The following is a 25,743-nucleotide window of genomic DNA, read 5'->3' on the forward strand; positions in this document are numbered from 1 at the left end:
GGCCGGTCACCCCGGAGGGTGACCGGCCTCGTCGGTCTCGGTGGCTCGGCTCAGAGCGCGGAGCCGGACGTCCACCTGGCCCAGCTGAGGTTCCAGTCGGAGTAGCCGTTGCCCATCGTCATGGGACGGTTGGTGCCGGTCGTCTCGACGACGTCGCCGATCTGCATCTGGCCGTAGAGCCACTTGCCGTTGGCGTCGCTCATGCCCGTGCAGCCGTGGCTCACGTTGCGGTGGCCCTGGTCGGCCACGGACCACGGGGCCGTGTGGAGGAACTCGCCGGAGTTCGTGACGCGCATGGCGTACTTGACCGGGGTGTCCTCGTAGTAGCCGGTGTCGCCCTTCTTGAGGCCGATGGTCTCGGCGCGCATCGTGATGTTGGTCTGCTTGTCCATGATGACCTTGACGCCCGAGCGGGTCGTGAAGCCGTCGCGGCCACCGGTGACCGGGATGCGCTTGACCCACTTGCCGTTGATGAAGACGTCCATCTGGTCCGTCTTGAGGTTGACCTTGGCGACGACGGCGCGGCCGATGGTGAAGTCGGAGGTCCGGGACATCTGTCCGTAGCGGTTGCCACCCGCGGGGACGCCGTTGAGGTCGGCCTCGACGTGCACCTTGGTGCCGGCCTTCCAGTACGTCTTGGGGCGCCAGTGCGCCTCACGCGAGCTGAGCCAGTACCAGGAGCCGGCCTGGGCCGGGGTCGAGGTGACCTTCATGTGCTTCTCGAAGCTCGCCTTGTCGACGACCGGCAGGTCGAAGCGGACGACGACGGGCATACCGATGCCGACCGTGCCGCCGTCACGCGGCGAGATCGCGACGTAGACCTGGTCGTCGAGCGTGAGGTTCGAGGTGCGGAACGTCTGCGTCGACTCAGTCGTCTTGCCGTCGGCGTCCTCGGCCTCGAGGGCCAGGGTGTACTTGACTCCGGGCTCGAGCAGGTCGCCCGCCGTCCACCTGCCGCCGTCGAGGGTGCCGTCGACGGGGATGCGGTTGCCCTTCTTGCTCTTGTAGGAGAGCGAGGCCTTCTTGAGCGTGCCCTTCTCGGCCGAGGCGGTGACCCGCGTGTCGACCGAGACGTCCTCGGACTCGTCGGCCGGGGTGGTCTTGAAGACGACCGGGTCGGTGGTCGGGGTGGGCGCCGGCGACGAGGTCTCACCGGGCGCCGACGAGGAGGAGCTCGCGGGCTTGCCGTTGTCGGCCGTGGCGGTTGCATTGCAGGCCGTGACGCCGAGCATGGCCAGGACGGCCATCCCCGAGACTGCGGCGGAACGGATGCTCAACTTCACGCGTGAATACCCTTCGCAGACGCGACGCCGGGCGCCCCAGGGCGGGGCGGGGTGCGGCACGTCGATAGTGACCCTGCTCCAGTGTCACCGATACGGGGGCAATACTCCAAAACGTGCGGCGCGTCCAAACCGTCGCGTGTCGCCCGAGCCGCTGATCTGCCGGGAGAGGCCGTCCGGACGTCGTGGCGGGCTCGCCCGAGGGCCTGCGCGGCCCGTCAGGAGGCGGTGCGCGGACGCACCTCGCGACGCAGGATCTTGCCGGTCGGACCCTTCGGCAGCTCGTCGAGCGACCAGATGCGGCGAGGGTACTTGTAGGCCGCGAGGCGCTCCTTGACGTAGGTCTGGACGTCCTCGAGGGTCGCGGTCGAGCCGGGACGGAGCACCACGGCGGCGCCGACCTCCTCACCCATGAGGTCGTCGGGCACGCCGACGACGGCTGCCTCGAGCACGTCCGGGTGCGTGTAGAGCACCTCCTCGACCTCGCGCGGATAGACGTTCATGCCGCCGCGGATGATCAGGTCCTTCTTGCGGTCGACGATCGTGTAGTAGCCCTCGTCGTCGACGGTCGCGAGGTCGCCCGAGCGGAACCACCCGTCGGGGATGGCCTCCTTCGTGGCCTCGGGCCGGTTCCAGTAGCCCTTCATGATGTTCTCGCCGCGGATCGCGATCTCGCCGATCTCGCCGGCCGGGGTGTCGTTGCCGTCCAGGTCGATGAGCTTCATCTCGCAGCCCGGGATCGCCCGCCCGATGGTGCCCGGCTTGGTCGGCTTGTCCGGCATGTTGAAGGATGCGACGGGAGAGGTCTCGGAGAGGCCGTAGCCCTCGAGGATCTGGCAGTGGAACTTCTGCTCGAACGCCTTCATGACCGCCTCCGGCATCGCGGAGCCGCCGGACGCGCAGGTGCGCAGGCTGCTCGTGTCGGCCTCGTCGGCGTTCGGGTGGTTGAGGATGGCGGCATACATCGTCGGGACGCCCTGGAAGATCGTCACGTGGTCGCGCCCGAGGACCTCGATGGCCTTGGCCGGGTCGAAGCGGGGGATCAGGGTCAGGGTGCACCCGCGCTGGACCGAGGTGTTGAGACCGCACGTGAGCCCGAAGACGTGGAAGAGCGGCAGGCACCCCATGATCACGTCGTCCTCGGTGATCTGCATGATGTCGGTCGCCGAGCGCTCGGCGTTGCGGTGGAGGTTGAAGTGCGTCAGCTCGGCGCCCTTGGGCTTGCCGGTGGTGCCGCTCGTGTAGAGGATCACGGCGGTGTCGTCGTCGGCGCGCTCGACCGGCTCGAGCACCGGCGCGCCGGCCGTCTCGGACGCGTCGAACTGTCCGTCCGCCGGTCCCATGGGGCCACAGACGACCAGGCGCGTGCCGGTCTCGGCCGCCGCCTTGCCGGCCTCGTCGGCGAAGTCGGGCCACACGAAGCTGAAGCGCGCGCCGCTGTCCTCGTAGAAGTACTGGATCTCGCCCGACTTGAGCAGCGGGTTCATCGGCACGACGACACCGCCGGCGAGGAGCGAGCCGTAGAAGGCGACGGGGTAGGCCGGCACGTTGGGCAGGATGAGCGAGACGCGGTCGCCGGGCTCGAGACCCGCAGCGCGCAGCTGCCCGGCCACCGCCGCCGCCGCGCGGTGCAGCGCCGACCACGAGAGCTCGATCTGGTCGAGCTTGATGCCCACCTTGTCGGGGACGCGGGCCGCGGTGGCGGTGAGGTTGGCGGCGAGGTTGGTCATCTCTGCTCCTTCGCAGGGGGCGGGCTCCGGCCCATTGTCACTGCTGGGTCGCCCGGTGAACAGACCCGCCGCCACGTGACGAGTGTCATCGGTCGGCCACCGTCGGGGCCGGCTGGCAGGATGAGCGCGTGAGCGAGAGCACCGGCCCCACGCCCGTCACCGACGACGTCCCGACCGAGGTCCACCAGGAGTGGGCCGAGCTCGCCGAGCAGGCCGCCGCGGCCCAGTTCGCCTACCACGTCAAGGACGCGCCGACGATCAGCGACGGCGAGTACGACACCCTCATCCGACGGCTCAACACCCTCGAGGACGAGCACCCGTCGCTGCGCACGCCCGAGAGCCCGACGCAGAACGTCGGCGGCGCGTCCTTCGCGACCGGGTTCGAGACCGTCGACCACGTCGAGCGGATGCTGAGCCTCGACAACGCCTTCTCGTTCGAGGAGCTGCAGACGTGGGCCGAGCGCGTCGAGCGCGAGGTCGGGGCCGGCGCCCACTACCTCACCGAGCTCAAGATCGACGGGCTCGCCATCAACCTCCTCTACGAGAAGGGCCGCCTCGTGCGCGCCCTGACCCGCGGTGACGGCCGCACCGGTGAGGACGTCACCAACAACGTGCGCACCATCGAGGGCATCCCCGACCGGCTCTCCGGCGACGACGTGCCCGAGCTCGTCGAGATCCGCGGCGAGGTGTTCTTCCCGACCGCGGCCTTCGCCGACCTCAACGCGGGCCTCGTCGAGGCGGGCAAGGCGCCCTTCGCCAACCCGCGCAACGCCGCCGCCGGCTCGCTGCGCCAGAAGGACCCCAAGGTGACCGCCGGCCGACCGCTGCGCATGCTCGTGCACGGCATCGGCGCGCGCCGCGGCTTCGACATCGAGCGCCAGAGCGAGGGGTATGCCGCCCTCCGCGCCTGGGGTCTGCCCACGTCCGACGAGGTGCGCGTCCTGCCCGACATCGCGGCCGTGCAGGAGTTCGTGACCTTCCACGGCGAGCACCGCCACGACCGGGCCCACGACATCGACGGCATCGTCGTCAAGGTCGACGAGGTGGCCCTCCAGCGCCAGCTGGGCGCCACGTCGAGGGCGCCGAGGTGGGCCATCGCCTTCAAGTACCCGCCCGAGGAGGTGAACACGAAGCTCCTCGACATCCGGGTCAACGTCGGGCGCACGGGACGGGTGACGCCCTACGGCGTCATGGAGCCCGTCGTGGTCGCCGGCTCCACGGTCGAGCAGGCGACGCTGCACAACGCGTACGAGGTCGAGCGCAAGGGCGTGCTCATCGGCGACACGGTCGTGCTGCGCAAGGCGGGCGACGTCATCCCCGAGATCGTCGGCCCCGTCGTCGAGCTGCGCGACGGCAGCGAGCACGCCTTCGTCATGCCGACCGACTGCCCCGCCTGCGGCACGCCGCTCGCCCCCGAGAAGGAGGGCGACAAGGACATCCGCTGCCCCAACACGCGTTCGTGCCCGAGCCAGCTGCGCGAGCGGGTCTTCGCCCTCGCCGCACGCGGCGGTCTCGACATCGAGGCCCTCGGCTGGGAGGGCTCGATCGCGCTGCTCGAGTCGGGCGTCATCACCGACGAGGGCGACCTCTTCGCCCCGGGCCGGGACAGCCCGCACGCGGGGGAGTACGGCATCACCCGCGACACGCTCGCGCAGGTGCCGCTCTACACGAGGGCCGCCAAGAAGACCGACCCCGCCGAGCGCGTCGTCGACGGCCGGGTCCTGTCCGCCGGTGGCGACAAGCTGCTCACCGAGCTCGAGAAGGCCAAGTCGCAGCCGCTCTGGCGCGTCGTCGTGGCCCTCTCCATCCGCCACGTCGGGCCCACCGCGGCGCGGGCCCTGGCCACCCACTTCGGCTCGATGGACGCGATCCGCGCCGCGTCGACCGAGGAGCTGGCGCAGGCCGAGGGCGTCGGCGGCGTCATCGCCGAGGCCGTCACCGCCTGGTTCGAGGTCGACTGGCACCAGGAGATCGTGCGCAAGTGGGCCGACGCCGGCGTCCGGATGGCCGACGAGGTCGACACGACCCTCGAGCGCACGCTCGAGGGCAAGACCGTCGTCGTGACCGGATCGCTCGAGGGCTTCTCGCGCGACGAGACGAAGGAGGCCATCATCGGCCGCGGAGGCAAGGCCTCCGGGTCGGTCTCGAAGAAGACCGACTACGTCGTCATCGGCGCCAACGCCGGGTCCAAGGCGGCCAAGGCAGAGGAGCTGGGTCTCACGATCCTCGACGAGGACGGCTTCCGGCGACTCCTCGAGACGGGCTCGCCCGAGTGATCCTGCCCGTCGAGGGCACGTGCCCGGAGCTCCGCGAGCGGGTCCTGGACGAGCGTGAGGTCCGGCTCGTCGGGACCGGGCCGGCCACCGCCAACCGGTGAGGCCCGTCGCCTCGCGCGCCGCACGACCGGTCGACCGACGGCTGCACCGACTCATGTGTGCCGACCCCACAGAACCCGTCCAGGTGTGTGGGTCCCCACCGTCCTTTCGCCGGGCTGCCCTCCTAGGCTTTGCCGAAGTTTCCCGGACTCTCCGGGGTCGACATCGCTGGTCAGATCCGACCGGCACGGCCCGACACCATGCTCACCAGAGCGCGACGCACGAGGAGGTGCAGGTCTTGACGGGTACCCCGTTGCTCGAGACCAGGGCCCTGACCAAGGAGTTCCGCGGTTTCCGGGCCGTCTCGGAGGTCGACCTCACGGTCACCCGCGGCACGGTCCATGCCCTCGTCGGACCCAACGGTGCGGGCAAGACCACGCTGTTCAACCTGCTCACCGGCTTCCTGTCCCCGACGTCCGGCACCGTGCTCTTCGACGGCCAGGACATCACCGGTATGGATCCCGAGCAGATCGCGCCGCTCGGCATCGCGCGCTCGTTCCAGATCACGAGCCTCTTCGAGGCGATGACGCTGCGCGAGCACCTCGAGCTCGCGCTCGCCAGCCCGACCGGCATGGGCAAGCAGTGGTGGCGCTCGGTCACCCGCATGTCGACGTTCAAGGACCGGGCCATGGAGCTGCTGGAGCAGGTCGGGCTCGCCGACCGCGCCGGCGCACCGGCCTCGTCCCTGGCCTACGGCCAGAAGCGCGCCCTCGAGCTCGCCATCGCGATGGCCCTCGACCCCAAGCTGCTGCTCCTCGACGAGCCGACCGCCGGCATGGGCATCGAGGACGTCGACCGCACCATCGCGCTCGTCAAGCAGCTGGCGGCGGGCCGCACCGTCGTCTTCGTCGACCACAACATGCACGTCGTCGGCTCGCTCGCCGACCGCGTCACCGTGCTCCAGTCGGGGCAGGTGCTCGCGGAGGGACCCTACGAGCAGGTGCGCGCCGACGAGAGGGTCATCACGGCATACCTCGGAGCAGCCCATGAGTGACGACACGACCGACACGGCCGGCACGACGACCACGGAGCAGGCCTCGCTCTCGGGCGCCGGGTCGACGGCGGGTGCCGAGCCCGGCCCGTCCCGGATGCTCGAGGTGGCAGGCCTGTCCGCCTGGTACGGCGAGGCCCGCGTCCTCACCGACGTCAGCATCGACGTCGCCCCCGGCGAGGTCGTCACCCTCGTCGGACGCAACGGTGCCGGCAAGACCACCCTGCTGCGCTCGGTCATGGGCCTGCACCGACAGACCGAGGGCACGATCACCCTCGACGGCACCGACCTCGCCAAGCGCTCGGCCGACGCCCGCGCGCGCGCCGGCATCGGCTGGGTCCCCGACGACCGCGGCATCTACGCGAGCCTCACCGTCGCCGAGAACCTCCTCCTGCCGCCCGTCGTCCACGCGGACGCCTGGCCGCTCGAGCGGGTCTACGAGTTCTTCCCGGTGCTCCACGAGCGGCGTGACTTCCCCGGCACCAAGCTGTCGGGCGGCGAGCAGCAGATGCTCGCCATGGCCCGGGTGCTGCGGATGGGCTCCCGACTGCTGCTGCTCGACGAGCCGAGCGAGGGCCTGGCCCCCGTGATCGTGCAGCGCATCGGCGAGATCATCCGCGAGATCAAGGGCCAGGGGGTCGGTGTCCTCCTCGTCGAGCAGAACGTCACGTTCGCCAGGGCCGTCGCCGACCGCCACTACCTGCTCGCGCAGGGCAAGGTCGTCGAGCACCTCGGCAACGACGACTTCAAGGCCCGCGAGGGCGAGCTGCTCACCTACCTCGGGATGTAGCCCCCGTCCACGGCCCCGGCCGCAGCACCGCCGGGCGCACCACGCCAGCGTCAGGACGCCTTCGCGTCCATCGCGTCACACGGCCCCACCCCGCGTCACCCCGTCACACACCCGTCACATCTCGACACAACCCCAGGAGGGGACATGCGTAGCAGGACAGTTCAGGGCACCGTCGCCATCGCGGCGACCGCGTCGCTCGCGCTCGCCGCGTGCGGAGGGGCCGGCGGCCCGCAGTCCGGCGGCTCGAGCAAGCTCACCGACGACAAGGTCGTCATCGGCCTGCTCAACGACCAGTCGGGCGTCTACAAGGACCTGTCCGGTCCCAACAGCAAGGTCGCCATCGAGATGGCGATCGAGGACTACAAGGCCAAGTACGGCGACAAGGCCGTCGCCAAGGACATCGAGGTCGTCACGGCCGACCACCAGAACAAGGCCGACATCGCCAACTCCAAGGCGCAGGAGATGTACGACCGCCAGAAGGCCGACATCATCCTCGACGTGCCGAACTCGGCTGCCGCCCTCGCCGTCGCCACGCAGGCCAAGAACAAGAAGAAGCTCTACATCAACATCGGCGCGGGCACGACGGCGCTGACCGGCGCGAGCTGCAACAAGTACACGTTCCACTGGGCGTACAACACCGGCGTCCTGGCACGCGGCACCGCCGGCACGATCACCAAGGCCGGCGGCAAGAAGTGGAACATCGTCTACCCGGACTACGCCTTCGGCCAGGACATGAACAAGTCCTTCACCAAGGAGATCACCGCCGCGGGCGGCACCGTCGGCCAGTCGATCGCCTCGCCCTTCCCGAGCGACAACTTCGCCACCTTCATCACCAAGGCCGGCGAGGGCGACCCTGATGTCATCGGCTCGATGCACGCTGGTGGCGACCTCATCAACTTCGTCAAGCAGTTCAACCAGAGCTCGCTCAAGGGCAAGGTCCAGCTCGCGGTCGGCCTGATGTTCATCACCGACATCCACTCGCTCGGCGTCGACCAGTTCGCCGGTACGCAGTTCACCGACGCGTGGTACTGGAACTTCGACGCGCAGAACAAGAAGTGGGCCGACCGCTTCAAGGAGAAGACGAACACCCGTCCGTCGTTCGCCCACGCCGCGAACTACTCGGCCGCGATGAACTACCTCGAGGCCGTCCAGGAGGCCGGGACGGACAACGCGGACGCCGTCGTCGGCAAGCTCGAGGGCAAGAAGATCAACGACGTCTTCCTGCGCAACGGCGAGGTCCGCAAGGCCGACCACGCCGTCACGCACGACGTCTACCTCGCCAAGGTCAAGAGCTCCGCCCCGGAGGAGTGGGACTACGAGGACATCGAGAAGACGATCCCGGCCGCCGAGGCCTACGGCGAGGCCAACCCCGCCTGCTCGATGAGCTGACCTGCCGATGGCTGGAGCCGGCGCTCTGCGCCGGTGTGCCGTCCGGTCGCGTCCCACGGGGCCGCGCCGGACGGCATACGGCCACGGACACCGGCCCAGCCCGGTCCACCCGGCCCGATCGAACGCGAACGAGCGAGAGACATGAGCGAATTCATCCAGTACACCCTCCAGGGGCTCGCCGCCGGCGGCTTCTACGCGCTGTCCGCGCTGGGCCTCGCCGTCATCTTCGGTGTCCTCGGGGTCGTCAACTTCTCCCACGGCGCCTGCTACATGCTCGGCGCCGTTCTGTCGGCCGTCCTGCTCGCCGAGCTGAACGTCGGCTTCTGGGCCGCACTCGTCATCGTGCCGATCCTCATGTTCGGCTTCGGCGTGCTCATGGAGCGCCTGCTCGTGCGCTGGTTGCTCGAGCTCGACCCGCTCTACAACTTCCTGCTCACCTTCGGCCTCACCCTGGTGATCGTCGAGGCCGTCAAGCAGCGGTACGGCGTGTCCGGTCTGCCCTACCAGGTGCCGGCCGGACTCGGCGGCCAGGTCACGGTCGGGTCGGTCAACCTCTCGGTCTACGCGATCTTCGCCTGTCTCTTCTCGGTCGTCGTGTGCGTCGCCGTCGGTCTGCTGCTGACGAAGACGCGCATCGGCATGATCGTGCGTGCCGCGACCGAGTCGCCCGACCGCACCCGGGCCCTCGGCATCAACGTGGGCCTCTGGGTCACGCCCGTCTTCGGCTTCGGCATCGCGCTCGCCGGCCTCGCCGGCGTGCTCGCCGCGCCGACCCGCGCGATCACCGCCGAGATGGGCAGCAACTTCATCATCATCCTCTTCGCCGTGGTCGTCATCGGCGGCCTCGGATCGATCCTCGGGGCGGTGGTCGCGGGCTTCCTCGTCGGACTCGTCGAGGCCTACGGCATCGCCTACGCCCCCACGTACGCCCAGATCGTCATCTTCGTGCTGATGGCGATCGTCGTTCTCGTCCGGCCCTCGGGGCTCTTCGGACGAGAGGAGGTCGCATGAGCGAGCAGATGACCGCCAAGGTCGACGTCGACCTGGCCCAGCCCTCGATCCTGTCGCGGCGCAACCCGCTGCGCTACGTCATGCTCCTGGCCGGCCTCGCCGTGCTCGTGATGCTGCCGTACTGGATCTACCCGCCCGTCGCGATGGACATCCTCTGCTGGGGACTCTTCGCGATCAGCGTCGACCTGCTCCTCGGCTTCACGGGGCTGCTCAGCTTCGGGCACGCCGCGTTCTGGGGCGGCTCGGCCTACTGCACGGGCCTCATCGCGACCCACTGGGGTGTGCCGTTCCCGGTCGCGGTCGTCGGCGGCGCCGTCTTCGCGATGGTCATCGCGTGGCCGATCGGCTACCTCTCCGTCCGGCGCACCGGCATCTACTTCGCCATGGTCACGCTGGCCTTCGCGCAGATGATCTACTTCATCGCCAACCAGGCCCGTGACCTCACGGGCGGCGAGAACGGCCTGCAGGGCATCCCGAGGAACTTCTTCGGCATCGAGGCCGTCGAGACCGACCCGTTCTACTTCTACTACGTCGGTGCCGCCATGATCCTCGTCGGGATCGTGCTCGCCTGGCGGGTCGTCAACTCGCCCTTCGGCCGCGTGCTGACGGCAGTGCGCGACAACCCGGCCAGGGCCCGGGCGCTGGGCTACGACGTCGAGCGCTACAAGATCACGGCCTTCATCATCTCGGCCGGCCTCGCGGGTCTCGCCGGGGGCGTCTTCGCGGTGAGCCACCAGTTCGCATCCCTCCAGGAGCTGATGTGGACGACGTCGGGCAAGGTCGTGCTCATCACGGTCCTCGGCGGCATCGGCACCCTCTGGGGTGGCCTCGTCGGCGCCGGCGTCGTCGTGACGCTCGAGGACTACCTCGCGAGCTCCGGCTTCGAGGGCATCGGGCTGATCACCGGCACGATCTTCGTCGTCATCGTCCTGCTCTTCCGCCACGGCATCTGGGGCACCGGGCGCAACGTCCTGCGCCGCTACGTCCTGGAGCGGCGTCGCAGGAGCCGGGACTGAGCGACTCACCGGCTTGAGGTATCCGCGCGTTGGTTCTGTCGGCGCGGATACCTCGAACCGGTGGGGTGCGAGGCGTCGGGTCAGTCGTCGAGCAGCCCTCGCAGGACCCGCCGCAGCATGACCGGGAAGACCTCGTCGGGCTCGACGCCGACCTCCGGGCGCAGAGCGGCAAGGCGCGGGAGGCGTCCTTCGGCGACGAGGTGCGCGACGTAGGCCGCCTGCCCCCGGGCGCGCGCCGGGTCCTGGTCGCTGTGGCCGGACCTGGCGTAGGCGGTCGTGAGGGCGTTCATCGTCGCGAAGGCCACGAGCTTCCGACCGTCGGCGGCCGGGTGTCTCTCGAGCACTGCGAGGACGTGCTCGGTCAGGGCAAGGCCATGGGGCCCGAGGACGGGTGTCGCCACGACGTCACCGAGCCAGCGATGGCGTCGATGGATGGCCAGTCCCTGCAGCGCGAGCGCGGTCAGGTCCGCGATCGCGTCACCCGTCGGTGCCTCGAGCACGTACTCACCCGCGACGTGGTCGACCATGAGATCGACCAGCTCGTCGCGGCCGGTGACGTGCCGGTACAGCGAGCCGCCTCCGGTGCCCAGCTCCGAGGCGATGCTGCGCATGGTCACGGCTGCCAGGCCTTCGGCATCGGCCACGCGGACGGCCGCCCGCGTCAGGGCCTCACGCGTGAGTCGTGCCGGTCGGCCCACGGTGGAGTTGTCCCGCCGCATCCAGATGACCTCGTCGCTCACCGGTCGAGTCTCGCCGCCGTCGGCGCGCCGACCCGCGCCGGGGTCCGCCCAGTCATGCGCCGACCCGCTCCAACCAGGCCCGCAACGGCGCCGTGCCGTCCTCGTGGGCGATCGCGTCGCGGACGGCCGCCGCACCGTCGCGCAGTGCGCGCGACGTCACGGCCTCGGTCATGCGAGCTGCCAGCACCTCGCCGGTGACCCGCGTCATGGGGACGGGTGCGGTGCCGGCGGACAGGGCCACGAGCCGGCGCCCCCAGAACGGCTGGTCGGTGTGCATCGGCAGGGGCACCGACGGGACGCCGGCCCGGAGGGCGGCAGCGGTGACGCCGGCACCGGCGTGGTGCACGACGGCGGCCGCACGGGGGAGGAGCCACACGTGCGGCACGTCCCCGACACGGAGGACCCGGTCGGGGCCGAGCTCGTCCTCCAGGTGTCTCGCGGTGGCGTCGAGAGCCTCGCCCTGCAGGACGGTGCGCAGCCCGGTGCCGCGCACCGCATCGGCGACCGCGCGGACGACGGCGCCACCCGGTGGGAGGCTGCCGAGGCTGACGACGACCGGTGGCGGACCCGAGGCCAGGGTCTCGGCCAGTGCGGCTCCCGGCGTTCCGGCTGCCGACGGCGCCGGCCACCAGAAGCCGTCGAGGCTCAGCCGGTCCGACCAGTCGCTCGGTCGTGGGAGGACGACCGGGCTGATGCCGTGGTGCACCGGCAGGCTCGCCGCTCGGCGTCGCCGCTGCGCGTGCGCGCGGCTCTCAGCAGGCAGGCCGAGCTCGGAACGCACCCGGGCGCAGGCGGGGTCGTACGGCGTGCGCACACGCTCGGCGAGGCGTCCGGCCAGCCGGTTCGCCGGACCCAGGTCGCGCCGGCTGGCGATCACCGGCGGGTACGCGCTGCTCGGCTCGGCCGGCTGGAGGAGGGCCGCGGCCGACGGCACCCCGAGGTGCTCGGCGATGTCGTGGCCGTAGGGCGAGATCGCGTTGGTGAGGACGACGTCGGCACCCGGGGCAGCCGCGAGGGCGGCCGTCGCGGCGTCCTCCATGTAGGAACGGAGCACCCTGAGGTAGGCGGCGACACCCGGCCCCTTCCGCCCCTCGGACGAGTCGGGGTCCGACGGCTCGGGCAGCGTCATCGGGGCGTCGAAGCCGACGTGCGTGCAGCCGGCCTCGACCACGAGGCGCGCGTACTCCGCCCCCGCGACGATCGTCACGTCGTGCCCGTCGTCGACAAACGACCTGCCGAGGCCGGCGGCTGGGGCGACGTCTCCGCGAGTGCCCGGGGCGAGCATGAGGACCTTCACGCGACCACTCCTTTGCGAACAGTGTTAGCAAAAGAAGCGTAGCGCAGCTCAGCCTGCCTGACGCACGTCGGCGGACCGTCAGGGTGTGAGGATGCGGCGGGCGACCCGCCCCACCACGAGCCATGCCACCGCGGCGAGGCCCCAGTTGGTGACGGTGTTCTTGACGACGGCGTTGTCGCCGCTGAACTGCTTGACGCCCGCGGTCCGGCTGAAGACGCCGAGGTCGGCCCAGTCCGCGGCGCGCAGCACGGCCACGACGAGCGCGTTGCGGGTGTTGGCATCGAGCACCACGAGCACGGCGCCGAGCAGCAGCGCCGTAGCCGCGAGCAGGCACGAGAGCCACGCGATCTCGGCGAGCAGGGTGCGCAGCCGTGTGATGCCGGCCCCGGTGAGGTGTGCGGCCCGGCGGGCGCCCGCCCCCACGTCCGGTGAGCGGCGCGCGCGAGGGGCGACGTCCGCCATCTCGGCCTTGGCCGCCGCCCGGTCGGTCGGTGCGTCGGTGGGTGCATCCGCCGGCGCGTCCGCCGGCGCATCCGTCGGCGCATCCGTCGGTGCATCCGCCGGCGCGTCTGTCGAAGCCTCGGCGGGCGCTGCGGCGGGCGAGCCGGTGTGGGTGCGGACCGCAGGCTCGCCGGCCGGGGCGGGAGGCGGCGCCACGGTCTCCGTGCGCTCGGGCGTCGTGGTGGTCGGGGTGGCCGGGCTCGTCATCGAGGGTTCTCCTTGGGCGGTTCGTGGGTCCGGTGTGGTCAACGAGCCACCCGTCCCGCAGGACACGCCCACGACGCGACGACTTCGCCGGCGACGTCGCCGGGCGGGACACCCGAAGGGCACCGGCGCTGCCGCCCCGGGGCACCCGGACGGGTGGTCCGGGCCCCGAGGGCTGCCCCATAGACTGGCCCGCATGTCATCCCTGTCCCGCGACGACGTAGCCCACTTGGCCGGCCTCGCCCGCATCGAGCTCTCGGAAGCCGAGCTCGACCGCATGGTGGGTGAGCTCGGGGTCATCCTCGAGTCCGTGGCCAAGGTCCAGCAGGCCCCGACCGAGGGCGTCGCCCCGATGTCGCACCCGATGCCGCTGACCAACGTGACCCGAGCCGACGTGGTGCGCCCGAGCCTCGGTGCCGAGGCCGTGCTCGCCGGGGCGCCCGAGGCCGAGCAGCAGCGCTTCTCGGTGCCGCGCATCCTCGACGAGGACTGAGCCACCCACCACGCCCAGGTATGCCGCCGGGCCGAGCACCCGGCATACGCCCGCCCGGTGACGGGCACCACGAAACCCGTTGTCGCAGCTACGAACCGAAGGCACTGACGTGACCGACCTGCCAACTGACCTGACGAGGGCCACCGCCGCCGGCCTCGCCGACGCACTCGCGAGCGGAGCCATCAGCTCCGTCGAGGTGACCCAGGCGCACCTCGACCGGATCGTGGCCGTCGACGGCCAGGTGCACTCCTACCTCCACGTCGACGGAGCCGGGGCGCTCGCCCAGGCCCGCTCCGTCGACGACCGGCGCCGGGCCGGCGAGACCCTCGGGGCCCTCGCCGGTGTGCCGATCGCCGTCAAGGACGTCATGACGACGAAGGGCCTGCCGACGACGTGCGGCAGCAGGATCCTCGAGGGCTGGGTCCCGCCCTACGACGCGACGGTCGTCACGAAGCTGCGCCAGGCCGGCCTGCCGATCCTCGGCAAGACGAACATGGACGAGTTCGCGATGGGCTCCTCGACCGAGCACTCCGCCTACGGCCCGTCGCACAACCCGTGGGACCTCGACCGGATCCCCGGCGGCTCGGGCGGTGGCTCGAGCTCGGTGCTGGCGTCGTTCCAGGCGCCGCTCGCCACCGGGACCGACACCGGTGGCTCCATCCGTCAGCCCGCGGCCGTCACCGCGACGGTCGGCACCAAGCCCACCTACGGCGGCGTCTCGCGCTACGGCCTCGTGGCCCTGGCGAGCTCCCTCGACCAGGCCGGCCCCTGCGGGCGCACCGTCCTCGACACCGCGCTGCTGCACGCCGTCATGGGCGGCCACGACCCGATGGACTCGACGTCGATCGACGCCCCCGTCCCGCCCGTCGTCGAGGCAGCCCGCGCGGCCGACGTGCGTGGCATGAGGATCGGTGTCGTCAAGGAGCTCGGCGGCGAGGGCTACCAGCCCGGCGTGCGGGCCCGCTTCGACGAGTCGGTCGCCCTCCTGCAGGAGCTCGGTGCCGAGGTCGTCGAGGTCAGCTGCCCCAACTTCGAGTACGCCCTCGCGGCCTACTACCTCATCCTCCCCAGCGAGGCGTCGAGCAACCTCGCGAAGTTCGACGCGATGCGCTACGGCATGCGCGTGCAGCCCGACGGCGTCGACGCCCCGAGCGCCGAGCAGGTCATGGCGGCGACGCGCGACGCCGGCTTCGGCCCGGAGGTCAAGCGGCGCATCATCCTCGGCACCTACGCCCTGAGCTCCGGCTACTACGACGCGTACTACGGCTCGGCCCAGAAGGTCCGCGCGCTCATCGCACAGGACTTCGCGTCGGCGTACGACAAGGTCGACGTCCTCGTCAGCCCCACCGCGCCGACCACGGCGTTCAAGCTCGGCGACAAGCTCGAGGACCCGATGGCGATGTACCTCAACGACATCGCCACCATCCCGGCCAACCTCGCCGGCGTGCCGGGCATGTCGATCCCCTCGGGTCTCGCCGACGAGGACGGGCTGCCCGCCGGCATCCAGATCCTCGCCCCGGCCACGAAGGACGAGCGGCTCTACTCCGTGGGCGCTGCCCTCGAGGCCGCGCTCGTCGACCGCTGGGGCGGTCCGATCCTCGACCGCGCGCCCGAGCTGGGCGTCGCCGCTGCAGCGAAGGGAGCCTGACATGACCACCGTCGCGACCGACGCCGTCATGGACTACGACGAGGCCATGAGGAAGTTCGACCCGGTGATGGGCCTCGAGGTCCACGTCGAGCTCCACACGGCGACCAAGATGTTCTGCGGCTGCCCCACGGAGTTCGGCGCCGAGCCCAACTCGCAGGTCTGCCCGGTCTGCCTCGGGCTGCCCGGTGCGCTGCCCGTGGTCAACGAGAAGGCCGTGGAGTCGGCCATCCGCATCGGCCTGGCGCTCAACTGCGAGATCGCCGAGTGGTGCCGCTTCGCCCGGAAGAACTACTTCTACCCGGACATGCCCAAGAACTTCCAGACCTCGCAGTACGACGAGCCGATCGCCTTCGAGGGACACCTCGACGTCGAGCTCGAGGACGGCAGCACCTACCGCGTCGAGATCGAGCGCGCGCACATGGAGGAGGACACCGGCAAGTCGCTGCACATCGGCGGCGCGACCGGCCGCATCCACGGCGCCGACCACTCGCTCGTCGACTACAACCGCGCCGGCATCCCGCTCATCGAGATCGTCACCAAGCCCATGGTCGGGGCGGGGGAGCGCGCGCCCGAGGTCGCCAAGGCGTACGTCTCGGCACTGCGCGAGCTGCTGCGCGCCCTCGACGTCAGCGACGTCAAGATGGAGCAGGGCTCGATGCGCTGCGACGCGAACGTGTCGCTGCGGCCTCACGTCGGTGACCCGCTGAGCGAGGAGCAGCTCGCCGTGCCGCTGGGCACCCGCACCGAGACGAAGAACGTCAACTCGCTCCGGTCGGTCGAGCGCGCCGTGCGCTATGAGATCTCGCGCCACGCGGCGATCCTCGACGGCGGTGGCTCGATCCTGCAGGAGACCCGGCACTGGCACGAGGACACCGGCATCACGACGTCGGGCCGCGTCAAGTCGGACGCCGAGGACTACCGCTACTTCCCCGAGCCCGACCTGGTGCCTGTCGCCCCGACCCGTGAGACGGTCGATGCCCTGCGCGGCACGCTGCCGGAGCCCCCGGGACTGCGCCGCAAGCGGCTCCAGTCCGACTGGGGCTACAGCGATCTCGAGATGCGCGACGTCGTCAACGCCGGCGCGGTCGAGCTCATCGAGGAGACCGTGGCGGCGGGCGCGAGTGCGGCTGCCGCGAGGAAGTGGTGGCTCGGTGAGCCGTCACGGCGCGCGAACGCCGAGGGCCAGGACATCGTGACGTATGCCGCCGGGCTGGGCCTGACGCCCGCGCACGTCGCCGAGCTCGACGGCCTCGTCGCCTCGGGCCGGCTCAACGACTCGATGGCCCGTCAGGTGCTCGACGGCGTGCTCGCCGGCGAGGGCACCCCCACGGCCGTGGCGGACGCCCGCGGGCTCGAGCTCGTCCAGGACGACGGTGCCCTCGAGGCGGCCGTCGACAAGGTCATCGAGGCCAACCCCGACGTCGCGGCCAAGATCCGCGACGGCAAGGTGGCGGCCGCGGGCGCGCTCATCGGTCAGGTCATGAAGGAGATGAAGGGCCAGGCCGACGCCGGCAAGGCCCGCGAGCTCATCCTCGCCAAGCTCCAGTAACCCGCCCGCCCCAACCGTCGAGAGGCCACGTTCGGCCGCCCCAGCGCAGTCGAGAGGCCAGCTCAGGCCCACGTACGTGGGCTCGAGCTGGCCTCTCGACGTGCGTCAGGGGGCCACGGGTGGCCTCTCGACGGTTGGGGTCAGCGCTTGCCGCCGCCGAGGAGTCCGCCCAGCAGGCCGCCGAGGACGTCACCCGCCCCGCCGCTGCCGCCGGACGAGCCGGAGCCGCCACCGAGCACCTGGCCGAGGATGTCCTGCAGCGGGTTCGACCCACCGGACGCCGCGCCCGTCGACGTCGCGCTGCCCGGAGCCTGCACCGGCCCGCTGTCGGCGCCCACGCCGCCGGGGAAGAGCGGGCCACCGTCGGTCGCTCCCGCACCCGTCGAGCCGGTCGAGCCGGTCGAGCCGGTCGAGCCGGTCGAGCCGGTCGAGCCCGAGCCGCCACCGAGCATCCCGCCGAGGCCACCCTGACCCAGCTTGTTGGCGAGCCACGACATGACGATCGGGGCGAGGATGGGCAGCAGCTTCTGGACGAGGCTCCCGGACGACCCGCCCAGGCCGCCCAGCTGGGTGACGACCTGGTCGGTGCTGCCGCCGAAGATGTTGCCGACGATGGCCTGACCGTCCTGCTCGTCGACGTCGTCGAGCCCGTTGATCGAGCCCTGGTGGTCGGAGAGGGCAGAGAGCAGCGAGTCGGCGCCGGCAGGGTCGCCGGCGTTGGCCTGCAGACCGCCGAGGAGGGCGGGCAGGGCGTTCTCCGCCGCCTGGCGCACCTCGTCGCTGCCGACCCCGAGCTGGCCCGCCAGCTGGTCGATCGGTACCTGGTCGAGGATCTCGTCGTACGAACCCATGGGTGCCCCTCCTGTTCGTGGGTGGCGCCGGTGCCGACCCTGCCCGTCAGGCTAGCCACGTGTCGGCACCGGCGGCAGGTCCACGGGTCACCGATGGGCCAGGAGCGTCAGCCGACGCCGACTGCGGGCGACGGCAGTGAGATGAGCCGGTCGGCGCCGTCGTTGTTGCTCGTCGTGATCCACGCCCGGTTGTCGACGAAACGGATGTCGCGGATGCGGCCGTAGGTGCCCTGGAGGTGTCGGGTGGGCGTGCCGACGGACCCGTCGGCGTTGACCGGCACGCGCCAGACCGACTGTCCGCGCAGGGCCGCCATGTAGACGGCGCCGTCGGGACCGACGGCGATGCCGCTCGGTGACATCTCGGACGTCGCCCACTGGGCGACCGGGTCGACGTAGTCGGGGTTGTCGGCACGGCCCTCGACCTCGGGCCAGCCGTAGTTCTTGCCGGGCTCGATACGGTTGAGCTCGTCGTACGTGTTCTGCCCGAACTCGCTGGCCCACAGGCGTTTCCGACTGTCCCAGGCAAGGCCCTGCACGTTGCGGTGGCCGTAGGACCAGATCGGGGAGCCGCCGAAGGGGTTGCCGGGGGCAGGGTCGCCGTCGGGGGTGATGCGCAGGATCTTCCCGCCGAGCGAGTCGAGGTTCTGCGACAGGGACGTGTCGCCGGCCTCGCCCGTGCCGACGTAGAGGTAGCCGTCCGGGCCAAAGGCGATGCGACCACCGTTGTGGTTCCGCCCGCGGGGGATGCCGGCGAAGATGACGACCGGCTCGCCGATGGTCCCGTCGCGCCACGGCACGGCGGCGATGCGGTTGTCGCTCTCGGTGGAGTAGTACGCGTAGAAGACGGGGTCGGCGTCGAAGTCCTCCGGAACGGCGAGGCCGAGCAGGCCGCCCTCGCCCTCGGTGCGGGTGATCGGCAGTCTCCCGGCGACGGTGGCCTTGCCCCCGGAGCCGGGCTTGGGCACGTGGTGGATCCGCCCGGTGTTGCGCTCGCTGACGAGGGCGCTGCCGTCGGGCAGCACCGCGACCGACCAGGCGATGTCGAGCCCGCCGAGCAGGGTCACCGGTCCGGCGGGCTGGGCCGCCGGCGGGCGTGTGGTCGTGGGGGTCGCCGACGTCGAGGTGCTGCTTCCGGCCTCGGTGGTCGTGGTGAGGGTCGTCGACCCGCTCGTCCCGGGACCCGTCGAGGGGGCAGAGGGCTCGGCCGTCGAGCACGCGGCCGTGACCAGCGCGACGAAGACACCGCCCAGGAGGGCGCGGCCTACCGATCGGGAGGAGTGCGGCATACCCCATTGTGTCCCACCGGGCGCCCGGGACCGCGGTGGCTCAGCCGCCGCGTCGCCCGAGCGTATCCAGCAGCCCGTCGCGGACGTCGGGGTGGACCACGTCCGCCACGACGACCCTTCTCGCGGCGGCGAGGTCGCCGGTGAGGGCGCGGAAGAGCAGGAGCAGGTCGACGTCGTGGGTGGGCCGCTCGACCTCGATGGGCGCGCCGGCGTGCACCAGCCCCGGGGTGACGACCGAGAGGTAGGCGCCGGTGCGCCCGGCCTCGGTGAAGCGGCGCACCCAGCGAGGCTCACCCATGTGCGCGGCGAACGTGCTGCACGGGATGCGCGGCACCTCGACCTGCAGCACGACGTCGCCGATCCGCCACCGCTCGCCGACGAGGGCGTGCGTCGTCCCGATGCCCACGGTCGTGATGTTCTCGCCGAAACCGCCTGGGGCGATGGGTCGCCCGATCTGCTGCTCCCAGAACTCCTGGTCCTCGCGCGGGTAGGCGTAGACGGCCTGCAGCGTGCCGCCGTGGTGCTTCGGGTTGCCGATCTCGTCCCCGACGACGCCGCTTCCGAGGCCCCCGTGCTTGGGGCCCGGGTCGCGCACCTCGAACGACGCGACCGGCCGCTTGTCGATGGCGGTGGGGCGTCCGCCCCCGGACGGGGCTGTCCGTCGGCCCGAGCCGAGCGCCAGGACGTGGGGGTGGGTCATCACTCCACCGAGCCTATCGGCGACGTGCTGGACCGGCTCCCGGCCGGCGACCCGGCCTTCGTTAGCGTGGCTCCATGGCTGCTCATCCCCTCGTCGTGTCCGTCCCCGACTCCGCGTTCGTCGAGGCCCTCGCTGACCTCGAGGGCGTCGACGCGGTCGTCTGGGACATGGAGCGCCCCCACCCGCGCGGCGCCGAGATCCGCTTCGCGGTCATGCCGTACATGACGAAGCTCGGCCTCGCCGACGTCACCCGGGGCCTCGACGCGCTCGAGGTCGTCCAGCTGCAGAGCGCCGGCTACGAGCAGTTCGTCGGCGAGCTCCCGGACGGCGTCACGCTCTGCAATGCGGCCGGTGTTCACGACGCGTCGACGGCCGAGCTCGCCCTGACGCTGACCCTGGCTTCGATCCGCGACATCCCGGAGCTCGTCGGGTCGCAGGGACGCAGGCACTGGGAGCCGCTGCGCCTGCGTTCGGCGCTCGCCGACCGCCGTGTGCTCGTCGTGGGCTACGGCCGGATCGGACGGGCGATCGCCCGCCGGTTCGCGCCCTTCGAGGTCACGCTCACGGCGGTCGCCTCGCGGGCGCGTGCGGGCGACGAGCTGGTGCCGCACGTGCACGGCATCGACGAGCTGCCTGACCTGCTGCCCGACCACGACGTCGTCGTCGTCATCGTGCCGCTCACCGACTCGACGCGCGGACTGGTCGACGCGTCGCTGCTGGGCCGTATGCCGGACGGTGCCCTTCTCGTCAACGTGGCCCGGGGCCCCGTCGTGGACACCGACGCCCTCGTGGCCGAGTGCACGGCCGGGCGGCTGCGCGCCGCGCTCGACGTGACCGACCCGGAGCCGCTCCCGGAGGACCACCCGCTGTGGACCGCGCCCGGCGTCCTCATCACGCCGCACGTCGGCGGTGCGACGGACGCGATGCGCCCCCGCGCCATCGCACTCGTGCGCCGACAGGTCGAGGCGCTGCTCGCCGGTGAGCTCGTCGACAACGCCGTCGCCGGACCCTTGTCTGCCCCACAGACATAGTGGACACTGTCAACATGACCGAGACCATCGTCGCCATCGGCACGCGCAAGGGGCTCTGGATCGTCCGCAGCACCGACCGGCAGGACTGGACCCTCGAGGGGCCGCACTTCCTCATGAGCGAGGTCGCCTCCGTCGCCGTCGACACCCGCGAGGGTCGCTCCACGGTGCTGGCGGGCGTCAAGTCGTGGCACTGGGGACCGACCGTCCAGGCGTCCACCGACGGTGGTCGCACGTGGACCGAGAGCGCCGAGCGCGCCCTGGCGTTCCCAGCCGACACCGACACCGCGCTCGAGCGGGTCTGGCAGCTGACGCCCGACCCCAACGACGCCGACGTCGTGTGGGCCGGGGTCGAGCCGCACGCCCTCTTCAAGAGCCGGGACCGCGGGGAGCACTACGAGCTCGTCCGCGGCCTGTGGGACCACCCGCACCGCCCGACCTGGGAGCCGGGTTTCGGCGGCGGCGCGGTGCACACGATCGTCCCCGAGCCCGGTCACCCGGAGTCGGTGCTCGTCGCGATGAGCGCGGGCGGCGTCTACCGCTCCGGCGACGGCGGCGAGACGTGGGAGCCGAGCAACCCCGGCATCCGGGCCGGCTTCATGCCCGACAACGAGTACCCCGAGTACGGCCAGTGCGTGCACAAGGTGGCCCGCGGCCAGGGCGAGGGGGAGCTCTTCGCCCAGAACCACAACGGCGTCTACCGATCGCACGACAACGGCGCGACGTGGGACTCCATCGCCGACGGGCTGCCCACCGACTTCGGTTTCACGGTCCTCGCCCACCCGCGCCGCGCGGGAGTCGTCTGGGTCGTGCCCGTCGCCGACGCCGGCGAGCGCATCCCGCCCGACGCCCAGCTGCAGGTGCAGCGGTCCGACGACGCCGGTGCGACGTGGCGCCAGCAGGCGACCGGGCTGCCCGACCACAGCTACACGTGCGTCCTGCGCGACGCGGCCTCGCTCGACACCGCCGACCCCGTCGGCGTCTACCTCGGCACCCGCAACGGCGACGTCTTCGCCTCGGCCGACGAGGGTGACTCCTTCCAGCGCATCGCGACGCAGCTGCCCGACGTGCTCGTCGTGCGCGCGGCCCAGCTCGCCTGACACCCAAGGGATTCCGTATGCCGTCCGCTCCCGTCCGCGTCATCCTCCCGGGCATGCTCCGCGACCTCGTGGGTGGTGTGGCGGAGATCGAGGTCGAGTCCCCGGGCGAGACCCAGACGGTGGCCGAGCTGCTCGACCGGGCCTTCTCGGGTCATCGCATCCTCGACGGGAAGGTGCGCGACGAGCGCGGCCAGATCCGCCGGCACGTCAAGGTCTTCGTCAACGGTGAGGACGCCACGCGCGGCGAGGGTGTCGGCGCGCCCGTCCCGGCCGGCGCCCGCGTGCACATCATCAACGCCGTCTCCGGGGGCTGACGCTGCCCGAGAGACCTCGCGTCCGGGCGTCAGGCGTCCACGCCGAGGAGGATCGGGAGGACGGTGCGCTCCAGCTCGCCGACGGTGAGTGACCGAGGCTCGACGAGGCGCTGGGTCATCGACCCCTGGGCCAGCGAGATGGCCGCGCGCACGAAGAGCTCGGTGGAGATGGGCAGCGTCAGACCCTGCCGCGACACCGCCTCGTCGACGACGGCCACGAGCTCGTCACGGACGCGGCGCTGCTGCGCGGCCCAGGCGCGTCGGGCCTCGGCGTCGCGGATGGCGTGGAGGGTGAACTCCGTCGTGAGCACGAGCCAGCGCTCCTTGCTCCGACTGTCGTCGGCGAGCGCCGCGAAGACGTCGCGCAGCACCTCGTCGGCGCTCGCGTGCTCGCGCTTGCTCGCGCGCCGGATGCGCTCGACGAGCGCCTCGGAGTGGCGCTGTGACAGCTCGACGACGAGGTCGTCCTTCGAGCTGAAGTTCGAGTAGAACGCGCCGCGCGTGAAGCCGGCGCGCTCGCAGATGTCCTCGACGCTGGCGCCGTGGAAGCCGCGCTCCGCGAAGACCTCGCTCGCTGCGGCGAGCACCCGGTCGCGGGTGGCCCGTCGACGGGCCGTGATGGGGGGCGCGCTCGGCATCGGGGCTGTGGTGGACGGCATACGCCAAGGATACGCCCTCGAATTGAATACGGGTGCGTATTGGATGCATACTCGTATCGAGACGGGATCGCCCCGTCGAAGGGAAGTGCAGCAGTGAACGAGCGCCAGGTGACCGCGCGCAACGTGTCGATCGAGGGCACGCACGAGCCGTTCGTCGAGGGCGTGGACTTCGTCGCCCCGGCCGGTGAGGTCACCGTGGTCGGGATCGACCCGGGCGTCGGCCAGGTGGCCCTCGCCCTCGCCATCGGCGGCCGCGTCGACCTGCTCACGGGCTCGATCAGCATCGGCGGCACGTCGGAGCGGTCGCACCTCCAGCTGCGCACCCGCCTCGTCGACGTCCCCGACGTCACCGCGCCCGAGGACGCCCTCCCGCTGCGAGCCGTCGTCGCCGAGGAGCTGGCGCTCGCCGAGCGTCCCTCCGCCCGCAAGGACGTCGCCGCCTTCCTCGAGGACCGCGACCTCACCGACCTCGCCGGCCGCCGCTGGGAGAGCCTCCGGCCCGGGCTGCGCACCCGACTGCTGCTCGAGCTGGGCTCCTGGCACCCCCGGGTCCGCGTCGTCGTGCTCGCCGGCCCCGACCGCCACGGCGGCGACCCCTACGAGTGGTTCGAGGCCGCGCGTGCCCTCGCCGACACGGGCCTCACCGTCGTCGCGCTGTGCTCGCCCGCCATCGCCACGACCCTGCGACCCCTGACCTCCGACGGAGTGACCGCATGAACCCCATCCGACTGGCCCTCGCCGAGCTGCGCCGACTCACGTCGTCGCGCCTCGCCCGGCTCGGCGTCGTCGCGCTCGCCCTCATCCCCACGCTCTACGGCGGGCTCTACCTCTACGCCAACCACGACCCGTATGCCGCCCTGCCGCAGGTCCCCGCGGCGGTGGCCAGCGACGACACGGGCACGACCCTGTCGACCGGCGAGAAGCTCGATGTCGGTGACGAGGTCGCCGACCACCTCGTCGGGTCGAAGTCGTTCGACTGGCACAAGGTCTCGCGGGCCGAGGCCCTCCAGGGGGTGCACGACGGGCGCTACTCGTTCGCGGTTCTGCTGCCCTCGACGTTCTCCGCAGACCTCGCGGCGACCGCGGACTTCACGCCCCGGCGGGCCAACGTCGTGCTCGAGACGAACGACGCCAACAACTACATGACGACGATCATGGGCAACACCGTCATCAAGCAGGTGAGCTCGTCGGTCGCCTCGCAGGTCAGCGAGAAGGCGGCCGACCGCCTCCTCATCGGCTTCAACCAGATCCACGACAACCTCGGCAAGGCCGTGGACGGGTCCGAGAAGCTTCGCGCCGGGCTCGTCAAGGCCGACGACGGCGCGGCGCAGGCGGCGACCGGAGCGCGGTCGCTCGCCTCGGGGCTGCACGACCTCGCGTCGGGCGCGACGGCCCTGCACACGGGGGCGGCGAAGGCGCTGTCGGGCGCCGAGCGGCTGCACTCCGGCGCGACCAGCCTGGCCTCGGGTCTCGGTACCCTCGAGTCCCGCACGCGGTCGCTCCCCGCCCAGTCCGATCGCCTCGCCGACGGCGCCGCGCAGGTCGCGGCCGGCAACCAGAAGGTCGCGGCGGTCGGGCAACAGGTCGCCGGCATCTCGACGACGCTCCAGGGCGACCTCACGACCCAGCGCGCACGTCTGCTCGACGAGCTGCAGGGCGCCGGTCTCGACGAGGCCCAGCTGGCCCTCGTCGAGAGCCGTCTCGACACCATCGACGGGCTCGTCGACACCGCCGACGGGCGCATCCAGTCGGCCTCCGGCGACCTCGACCGACTCTCCGCCGGTGCCGACCAGGTCGCCGCCGGCGCCAGGCAGCTCGCCGACGCGACGCCCGCCCTGACCGACGGCATCTCGAAGGCCGCCACCGGCTCTCGCGCGCTCCGCGACGGCACGGCGACCCTCGAGAGCGGCCTCGGCACGCTCGTCGCGGGCTCGGCCCAGCTCCAGACCGGCGCCGCCCGGGCGGCCTCGGGCGGTGACTCGCTCGCGGCCGGGGTCGCCGACCTCAGGACGGGTCTCGGCCGGCTCGCGGCCGGCGCGACGGACCTGCACACGCAGCTCGCCAAGGGCCGTGACGCGGTGCCCGACCCCACCGACGCCCAGCGCCGGGCCGTCGCCGCCACCGTCGGCGACCCGGTCGACGTGTCGTCGGCGAGCATGGCCGCGGCGGGCACCTACGGCGCCGGGCTGGCCCCGCTCTTCCTCAGCCTCGCGCTGTGGATCGGTGCCTACACGCTGTTCCTGCTCGTGCGGCCCTTCTCGACCCGTGCGCTCGCGACGAGCCAGCGGTCGCTGCGCACCGCCCTCGGTGGCTGGCTCGCGCCCGTCGCCGTCGGCATCGTGCAGACCGTCGCCCTCTACCTCGTGGTGTCGATGGCTCTCGACATCCGGGTCGCGCACCCGGTGCTCGCCCTGCTCTTCCTCGGCTTCGTCTCCATGACCTTCGTCGCGATCCTGCACGCGCTCGCGGCCCGGCTCGGCGCCGTCGGCAAGTTCCTCGGGCTCGTCTTCATGGTCGTCCAGCTCGTCAGCGCGGGCGGCACCTTCCCGTGGCAGACGCTGCCCGGACCGCTCCAGGCGATCCACCACGTCGTGCCCATGACCTATGCGATCGACGGGCTGCGCCGCCTCATGTACGGCGCCGACCTCGGACCCGTCCTCGGCGACCTCGGAGTGCTCGCGGCCTACCTCGTGGGCGCGCTGGCGGTCTCGACGATCGCGGCCCGGCGGTCGCGGGTGTGGACCCCCTCGCGGATCAGGCCCGAGCTGAGCCTCTGACCCGTCCGGGCTGA

Annotated in this window: 23 protein-coding genes; 14 read left to right on the forward strand and 9 right to left on the reverse strand. The window is 71.8% G+C overall.

The features are described from left to right. Window positions 1–50: 50 nt before the first annotated feature. Together ASD90_RS07710 and ASD90_RS07715 are read right to left on the reverse strand one after the other, a co-directional pair. Complete coding sequence (locus ASD90_RS07710; protein WP_235506422.1) at window positions 51–1,283, reverse strand: Ig-like domain-containing protein; 1,233 nt, start codon at window positions 1,281–1,283, stop codon at window positions 51–53. A gap of 215 nt (window positions 1,284–1,498) precedes the next feature. After that, window positions 1,499–3,010: a long-chain fatty acid--CoA ligase gene (locus ASD90_RS07715; protein WP_056753593.1), complete on the reverse strand. Its 1,512-nt coding sequence runs from the start codon at window positions 3,008–3,010 to the stop codon at window positions 1,499–1,501. Between the two features lie 128 nt (window positions 3,011–3,138). Here ASD90_RS07715 and ligA point away from each other — a divergent pair, with 128 nt between their 5' ends. The 6 genes from ligA (at window position 3,139) to ASD90_RS07745 (ending at window position 10,582) form a co-directional block, all read left to right on the forward strand. Further along, window positions 3,139–5,286 (forward strand): NAD-dependent DNA ligase LigA, encoded by a 2,148-nt coding sequence (gene ligA, locus ASD90_RS07720; RefSeq protein ID WP_056753596.1) that lies wholly within the window; start codon window positions 3,139–3,141, stop codon window positions 5,284–5,286. 328 nt (window positions 5,287–5,614) lie between these two features. Further along, the gene (locus tag ASD90_RS07725) at window positions 5,615–6,379 is read left to right on the forward strand and encodes an ABC transporter ATP-binding protein (RefSeq protein WP_235506423.1); all 765 of its coding nucleotides are present in this window, start codon (window positions 5,615–5,617) and stop codon (window positions 6,377–6,379) included. Next, window positions 6,372–7,166: an ABC transporter ATP-binding protein gene (locus ASD90_RS07730; RefSeq protein ID WP_200958551.1), complete on the forward strand. Its 795-nt coding sequence runs from the start codon at window positions 6,372–6,374 to the stop codon at window positions 7,164–7,166. Before ASD90_RS07725 ends, ASD90_RS07730 begins: the two co-directional genes overlap by 8 nt. A gap of 144 nt (window positions 7,167–7,310) precedes the next feature. Further along, window positions 7,311–8,555, forward strand: coding sequence for an ABC transporter substrate-binding protein (locus ASD90_RS07735; RefSeq protein ID WP_056753601.1), 1,245 nt, complete (start codon window positions 7,311–7,313; stop codon window positions 8,553–8,555). 141 nt (window positions 8,556–8,696) lie between these two features. Next, complete coding sequence (locus ASD90_RS07740) at window positions 8,697–9,566, forward strand: branched-chain amino acid ABC transporter permease (protein WP_056753604.1); 870 nt, start codon at window positions 8,697–8,699, stop codon at window positions 9,564–9,566. Next, entirely contained in the window at window positions 9,563–10,582 is a 1,020-nt protein-coding gene (locus tag ASD90_RS07745; protein ID WP_157610759.1) for a branched-chain amino acid ABC transporter permease, read from the forward strand. The genes ASD90_RS07740 and ASD90_RS07745 overlap by 4 nt, the downstream gene beginning before the upstream one ends. An 80-nt stretch (window positions 10,583–10,662) precedes the next feature. Here the strand turns inward: ASD90_RS07745 and ASD90_RS07750 are convergent, their stop codons facing one another. The 3 genes from ASD90_RS07750 to ASD90_RS23940 form a co-directional block, all read right to left on the reverse strand. Further along, window positions 10,663–11,322: a TetR/AcrR family transcriptional regulator gene (locus ASD90_RS07750; RefSeq protein WP_157610761.1), complete on the reverse strand. Its 660-nt coding sequence runs from the start codon at window positions 11,320–11,322 to the stop codon at window positions 10,663–10,665. Between the two features lie 52 nt (window positions 11,323–11,374). Next, window positions 11,375–12,619 carry a glycosyltransferase gene (locus tag ASD90_RS07755; RefSeq protein ID WP_056753606.1) on the reverse strand — a complete coding sequence of 415 codons (1,245 nt, stop codon included), beginning with the start codon at window positions 12,617–12,619 and terminating at the stop codon, window positions 11,375–11,377. Between the two features lie 78 nt (window positions 12,620–12,697). After that, the gene (locus ASD90_RS23940; RefSeq protein WP_200958552.1) at window positions 12,698–13,327 is read right to left on the reverse strand and encodes a hypothetical protein; all 630 of its coding nucleotides are present in this window, start codon (window positions 13,325–13,327) and stop codon (window positions 12,698–12,700) included. A gap of 193 nt (window positions 13,328–13,520) precedes the next feature. Between ASD90_RS23940 and gatC the strand changes: the two genes are divergently transcribed. From gatC to gatB, 3 genes are all read left to right on the forward strand, one after another. Beyond that, entirely contained in the window at window positions 13,521–13,817 is a 297-nt protein-coding gene (gatC, locus tag ASD90_RS07765) for an Asp-tRNA(Asn)/Glu-tRNA(Gln) amidotransferase subunit GatC (protein WP_056753607.1), read from the forward strand. Between the two features lie 118 nt (window positions 13,818–13,935). Next, window positions 13,936–15,465: an Asp-tRNA(Asn)/Glu-tRNA(Gln) amidotransferase subunit GatA gene (gatA, locus tag ASD90_RS07770; RefSeq protein WP_056754665.1), complete on the forward strand. Its 1,530-nt coding sequence runs from the start codon at window positions 13,936–13,938 to the stop codon at window positions 15,463–15,465. Window position 15,466: 1 nt separating this feature from the next. Beyond that, a complete protein-coding gene (gene gatB / locus ASD90_RS07775) occupies window positions 15,467–17,014 on the forward strand; it encodes an Asp-tRNA(Asn)/Glu-tRNA(Gln) amidotransferase subunit GatB (protein WP_056753610.1) in 1,548 nt (515 codons plus the stop codon). 140 nt (window positions 17,015–17,154) lie between these two features. Here the strand turns inward: gatB and ASD90_RS07780 are convergent, their stop codons facing one another. From ASD90_RS07780 to ASD90_RS07790, 3 genes are all read right to left on the reverse strand, one after another. After that, on the reverse strand, window positions 17,155–17,865 hold the full coding sequence (locus tag ASD90_RS07780) for a DUF937 domain-containing protein (RefSeq protein ID WP_056753613.1): 711 nt from the start codon (window positions 17,863–17,865) through the stop codon (window positions 17,155–17,157). Window positions 17,866–17,972: 107 nt separating this feature from the next. Continuing rightward, window positions 17,973–19,151, reverse strand: coding sequence for a sorbosone dehydrogenase family protein (locus ASD90_RS07785; protein ID WP_056753616.1), 1,179 nt, complete (start codon window positions 19,149–19,151; stop codon window positions 17,973–17,975). A 40-nt stretch (window positions 19,152–19,191) separates the two neighbouring features. Further along, window positions 19,192–19,851 carry an MOSC domain-containing protein gene (locus tag ASD90_RS07790; RefSeq protein ID WP_056753619.1) on the reverse strand — a complete coding sequence of 220 codons (660 nt, stop codon included), beginning with the start codon at window positions 19,849–19,851 and terminating at the stop codon, window positions 19,192–19,194. 74 nt (window positions 19,852–19,925) lie between these two features. Here ASD90_RS07790 and ASD90_RS07795 point away from each other — a divergent pair, with 74 nt between their 5' ends. The 3 genes from ASD90_RS07795 to ASD90_RS07805 are packed head-to-tail and all read left to right on the forward strand — an operon-like array spanning window position 19,926 to window position 22,293. After that, complete coding sequence (locus ASD90_RS07795; RefSeq protein WP_056753621.1) at window positions 19,926–20,882, forward strand: 2-hydroxyacid dehydrogenase; 957 nt, start codon at window positions 19,926–19,928, stop codon at window positions 20,880–20,882. Between the two features lie 14 nt (window positions 20,883–20,896). After that, window positions 20,897–21,979 carry a sialidase family protein gene (locus ASD90_RS07800; protein WP_056754667.1) on the forward strand — a complete coding sequence of 361 codons (1,083 nt, stop codon included), beginning with the start codon at window positions 20,897–20,899 and terminating at the stop codon, window positions 21,977–21,979. Between the two features lie 17 nt (window positions 21,980–21,996). Then, complete coding sequence (locus ASD90_RS07805) at window positions 21,997–22,293, forward strand: MoaD/ThiS family protein (protein WP_056753624.1); 297 nt, start codon at window positions 21,997–21,999, stop codon at window positions 22,291–22,293. 29 nt (window positions 22,294–22,322) lie between these two features. Here the strand turns inward: ASD90_RS07805 and ASD90_RS07810 are convergent, their stop codons facing one another. Then, window positions 22,323–22,952, reverse strand: a complete 630-nt coding sequence (locus tag ASD90_RS07810; protein ID WP_082588537.1) for a TetR/AcrR family transcriptional regulator — start codon at window positions 22,950–22,952, stop codon at window positions 22,323–22,325. 93 nt (window positions 22,953–23,045) lie between these two features. On the opposite strand from ASD90_RS07810, the gene ASD90_RS07815 reads away from it, so the two are divergent. After that, complete coding sequence (locus ASD90_RS07815; protein ID WP_056753627.1) at window positions 23,046–23,669, forward strand: hypothetical protein; 624 nt, start codon at window positions 23,046–23,048, stop codon at window positions 23,667–23,669. Further along, window positions 23,666–25,729 (forward strand): YhgE/Pip domain-containing protein, encoded by a 2,064-nt coding sequence (locus ASD90_RS07820; protein ID WP_056753630.1) that lies wholly within the window; start codon window positions 23,666–23,668, stop codon window positions 25,727–25,729. Before ASD90_RS07815 ends, ASD90_RS07820 begins: the two co-directional genes overlap by 4 nt. Window positions 25,730–25,743: the final 14 nt, after the last annotated feature.

This window comes from Terrabacter sp. Root181 (genome assembly GCF_001428505.1).
Taxonomy (GTDB): Bacteria; Actinomycetota; Actinomycetes; order Actinomycetales; family Dermatophilaceae; genus Terrabacter.

What these genes read in the sequence shown, in the direction of transcription:
- ASD90_RS07715 (WP_056753593.1), bottom strand. Translation starts at nt 3,010, where the DNA reads ATGACCAACCTCGCCGCCAACCTCACCGCCACCGCGGCCCGCGTCCCC.
- ASD90_RS07730 (WP_200958551.1), top strand. Translation starts at nt 6,372, where the DNA reads ATGAGTGACGACACGACCGACACGGCCGGCACGACGACCACGGAGCAG.
- ASD90_RS07735 (WP_056753601.1), top strand. Translation starts at nt 7,311, where the DNA reads ATGCGTAGCAGGACAGTTCAGGGCACCGTCGCCATCGCGGCGACCGCG.
- ASD90_RS07740 (WP_056753604.1), top strand. Translation starts at nt 8,697, where the DNA reads ATGAGCGAATTCATCCAGTACACCCTCCAGGGGCTCGCCGCCGGCGGC.
- ASD90_RS07745 (WP_157610759.1), top strand. Translation starts at nt 9,563, where the DNA reads ATGAGCGAGCAGATGACCGCCAAGGTCGACGTCGACCTGGCCCAGCCC.
- ASD90_RS23940 (WP_200958552.1), bottom strand. Translation starts at nt 13,327, where the DNA reads ATGACGAGCCCGGCCACCCCGACCACCACGACGCCCGAGCGCACGGAG.
- gatC (WP_056753607.1), top strand. Translation starts at nt 13,521, where the DNA reads ATGTCATCCCTGTCCCGCGACGACGTAGCCCACTTGGCCGGCCTCGCC.
- gatB (WP_056753610.1), top strand. Translation starts at nt 15,467, where the DNA reads ATGACCACCGTCGCGACCGACGCCGTCATGGACTACGACGAGGCCATG.
- ASD90_RS07780 (WP_056753613.1), bottom strand. Translation starts at nt 17,865, where the DNA reads ATGGGTTCGTACGACGAGATCCTCGACCAGGTACCGATCGACCAGCTG.
- ASD90_RS07785 (WP_056753616.1), bottom strand. Translation starts at nt 19,151, where the DNA reads ATGCCGCACTCCTCCCGATCGGTAGGCCGCGCCCTCCTGGGCGGTGTC.
- ASD90_RS07790 (WP_056753619.1), bottom strand. Translation starts at nt 19,851, where the DNA reads ATGACCCACCCCCACGTCCTGGCGCTCGGCTCGGGCCGACGGACAGCC.
- ASD90_RS07795 (WP_056753621.1), top strand. Translation starts at nt 19,926, where the DNA reads ATGGCTGCTCATCCCCTCGTCGTGTCCGTCCCCGACTCCGCGTTCGTC.
- ASD90_RS07800 (WP_056754667.1), top strand. Translation starts at nt 20,897, where the DNA reads ATGACCGAGACCATCGTCGCCATCGGCACGCGCAAGGGGCTCTGGATC.
- ASD90_RS07805 (WP_056753624.1), top strand. Translation starts at nt 21,997, where the DNA reads ATGCCGTCCGCTCCCGTCCGCGTCATCCTCCCGGGCATGCTCCGCGAC.
- ASD90_RS07810 (WP_082588537.1), bottom strand. Translation starts at nt 22,952, where the DNA reads ATGCCGTCCACCACAGCCCCGATGCCGAGCGCGCCCCCCATCACGGCC.
- ASD90_RS07820 (WP_056753630.1), top strand. Translation starts at nt 23,666, where the DNA reads ATGAACCCCATCCGACTGGCCCTCGCCGAGCTGCGCCGACTCACGTCG.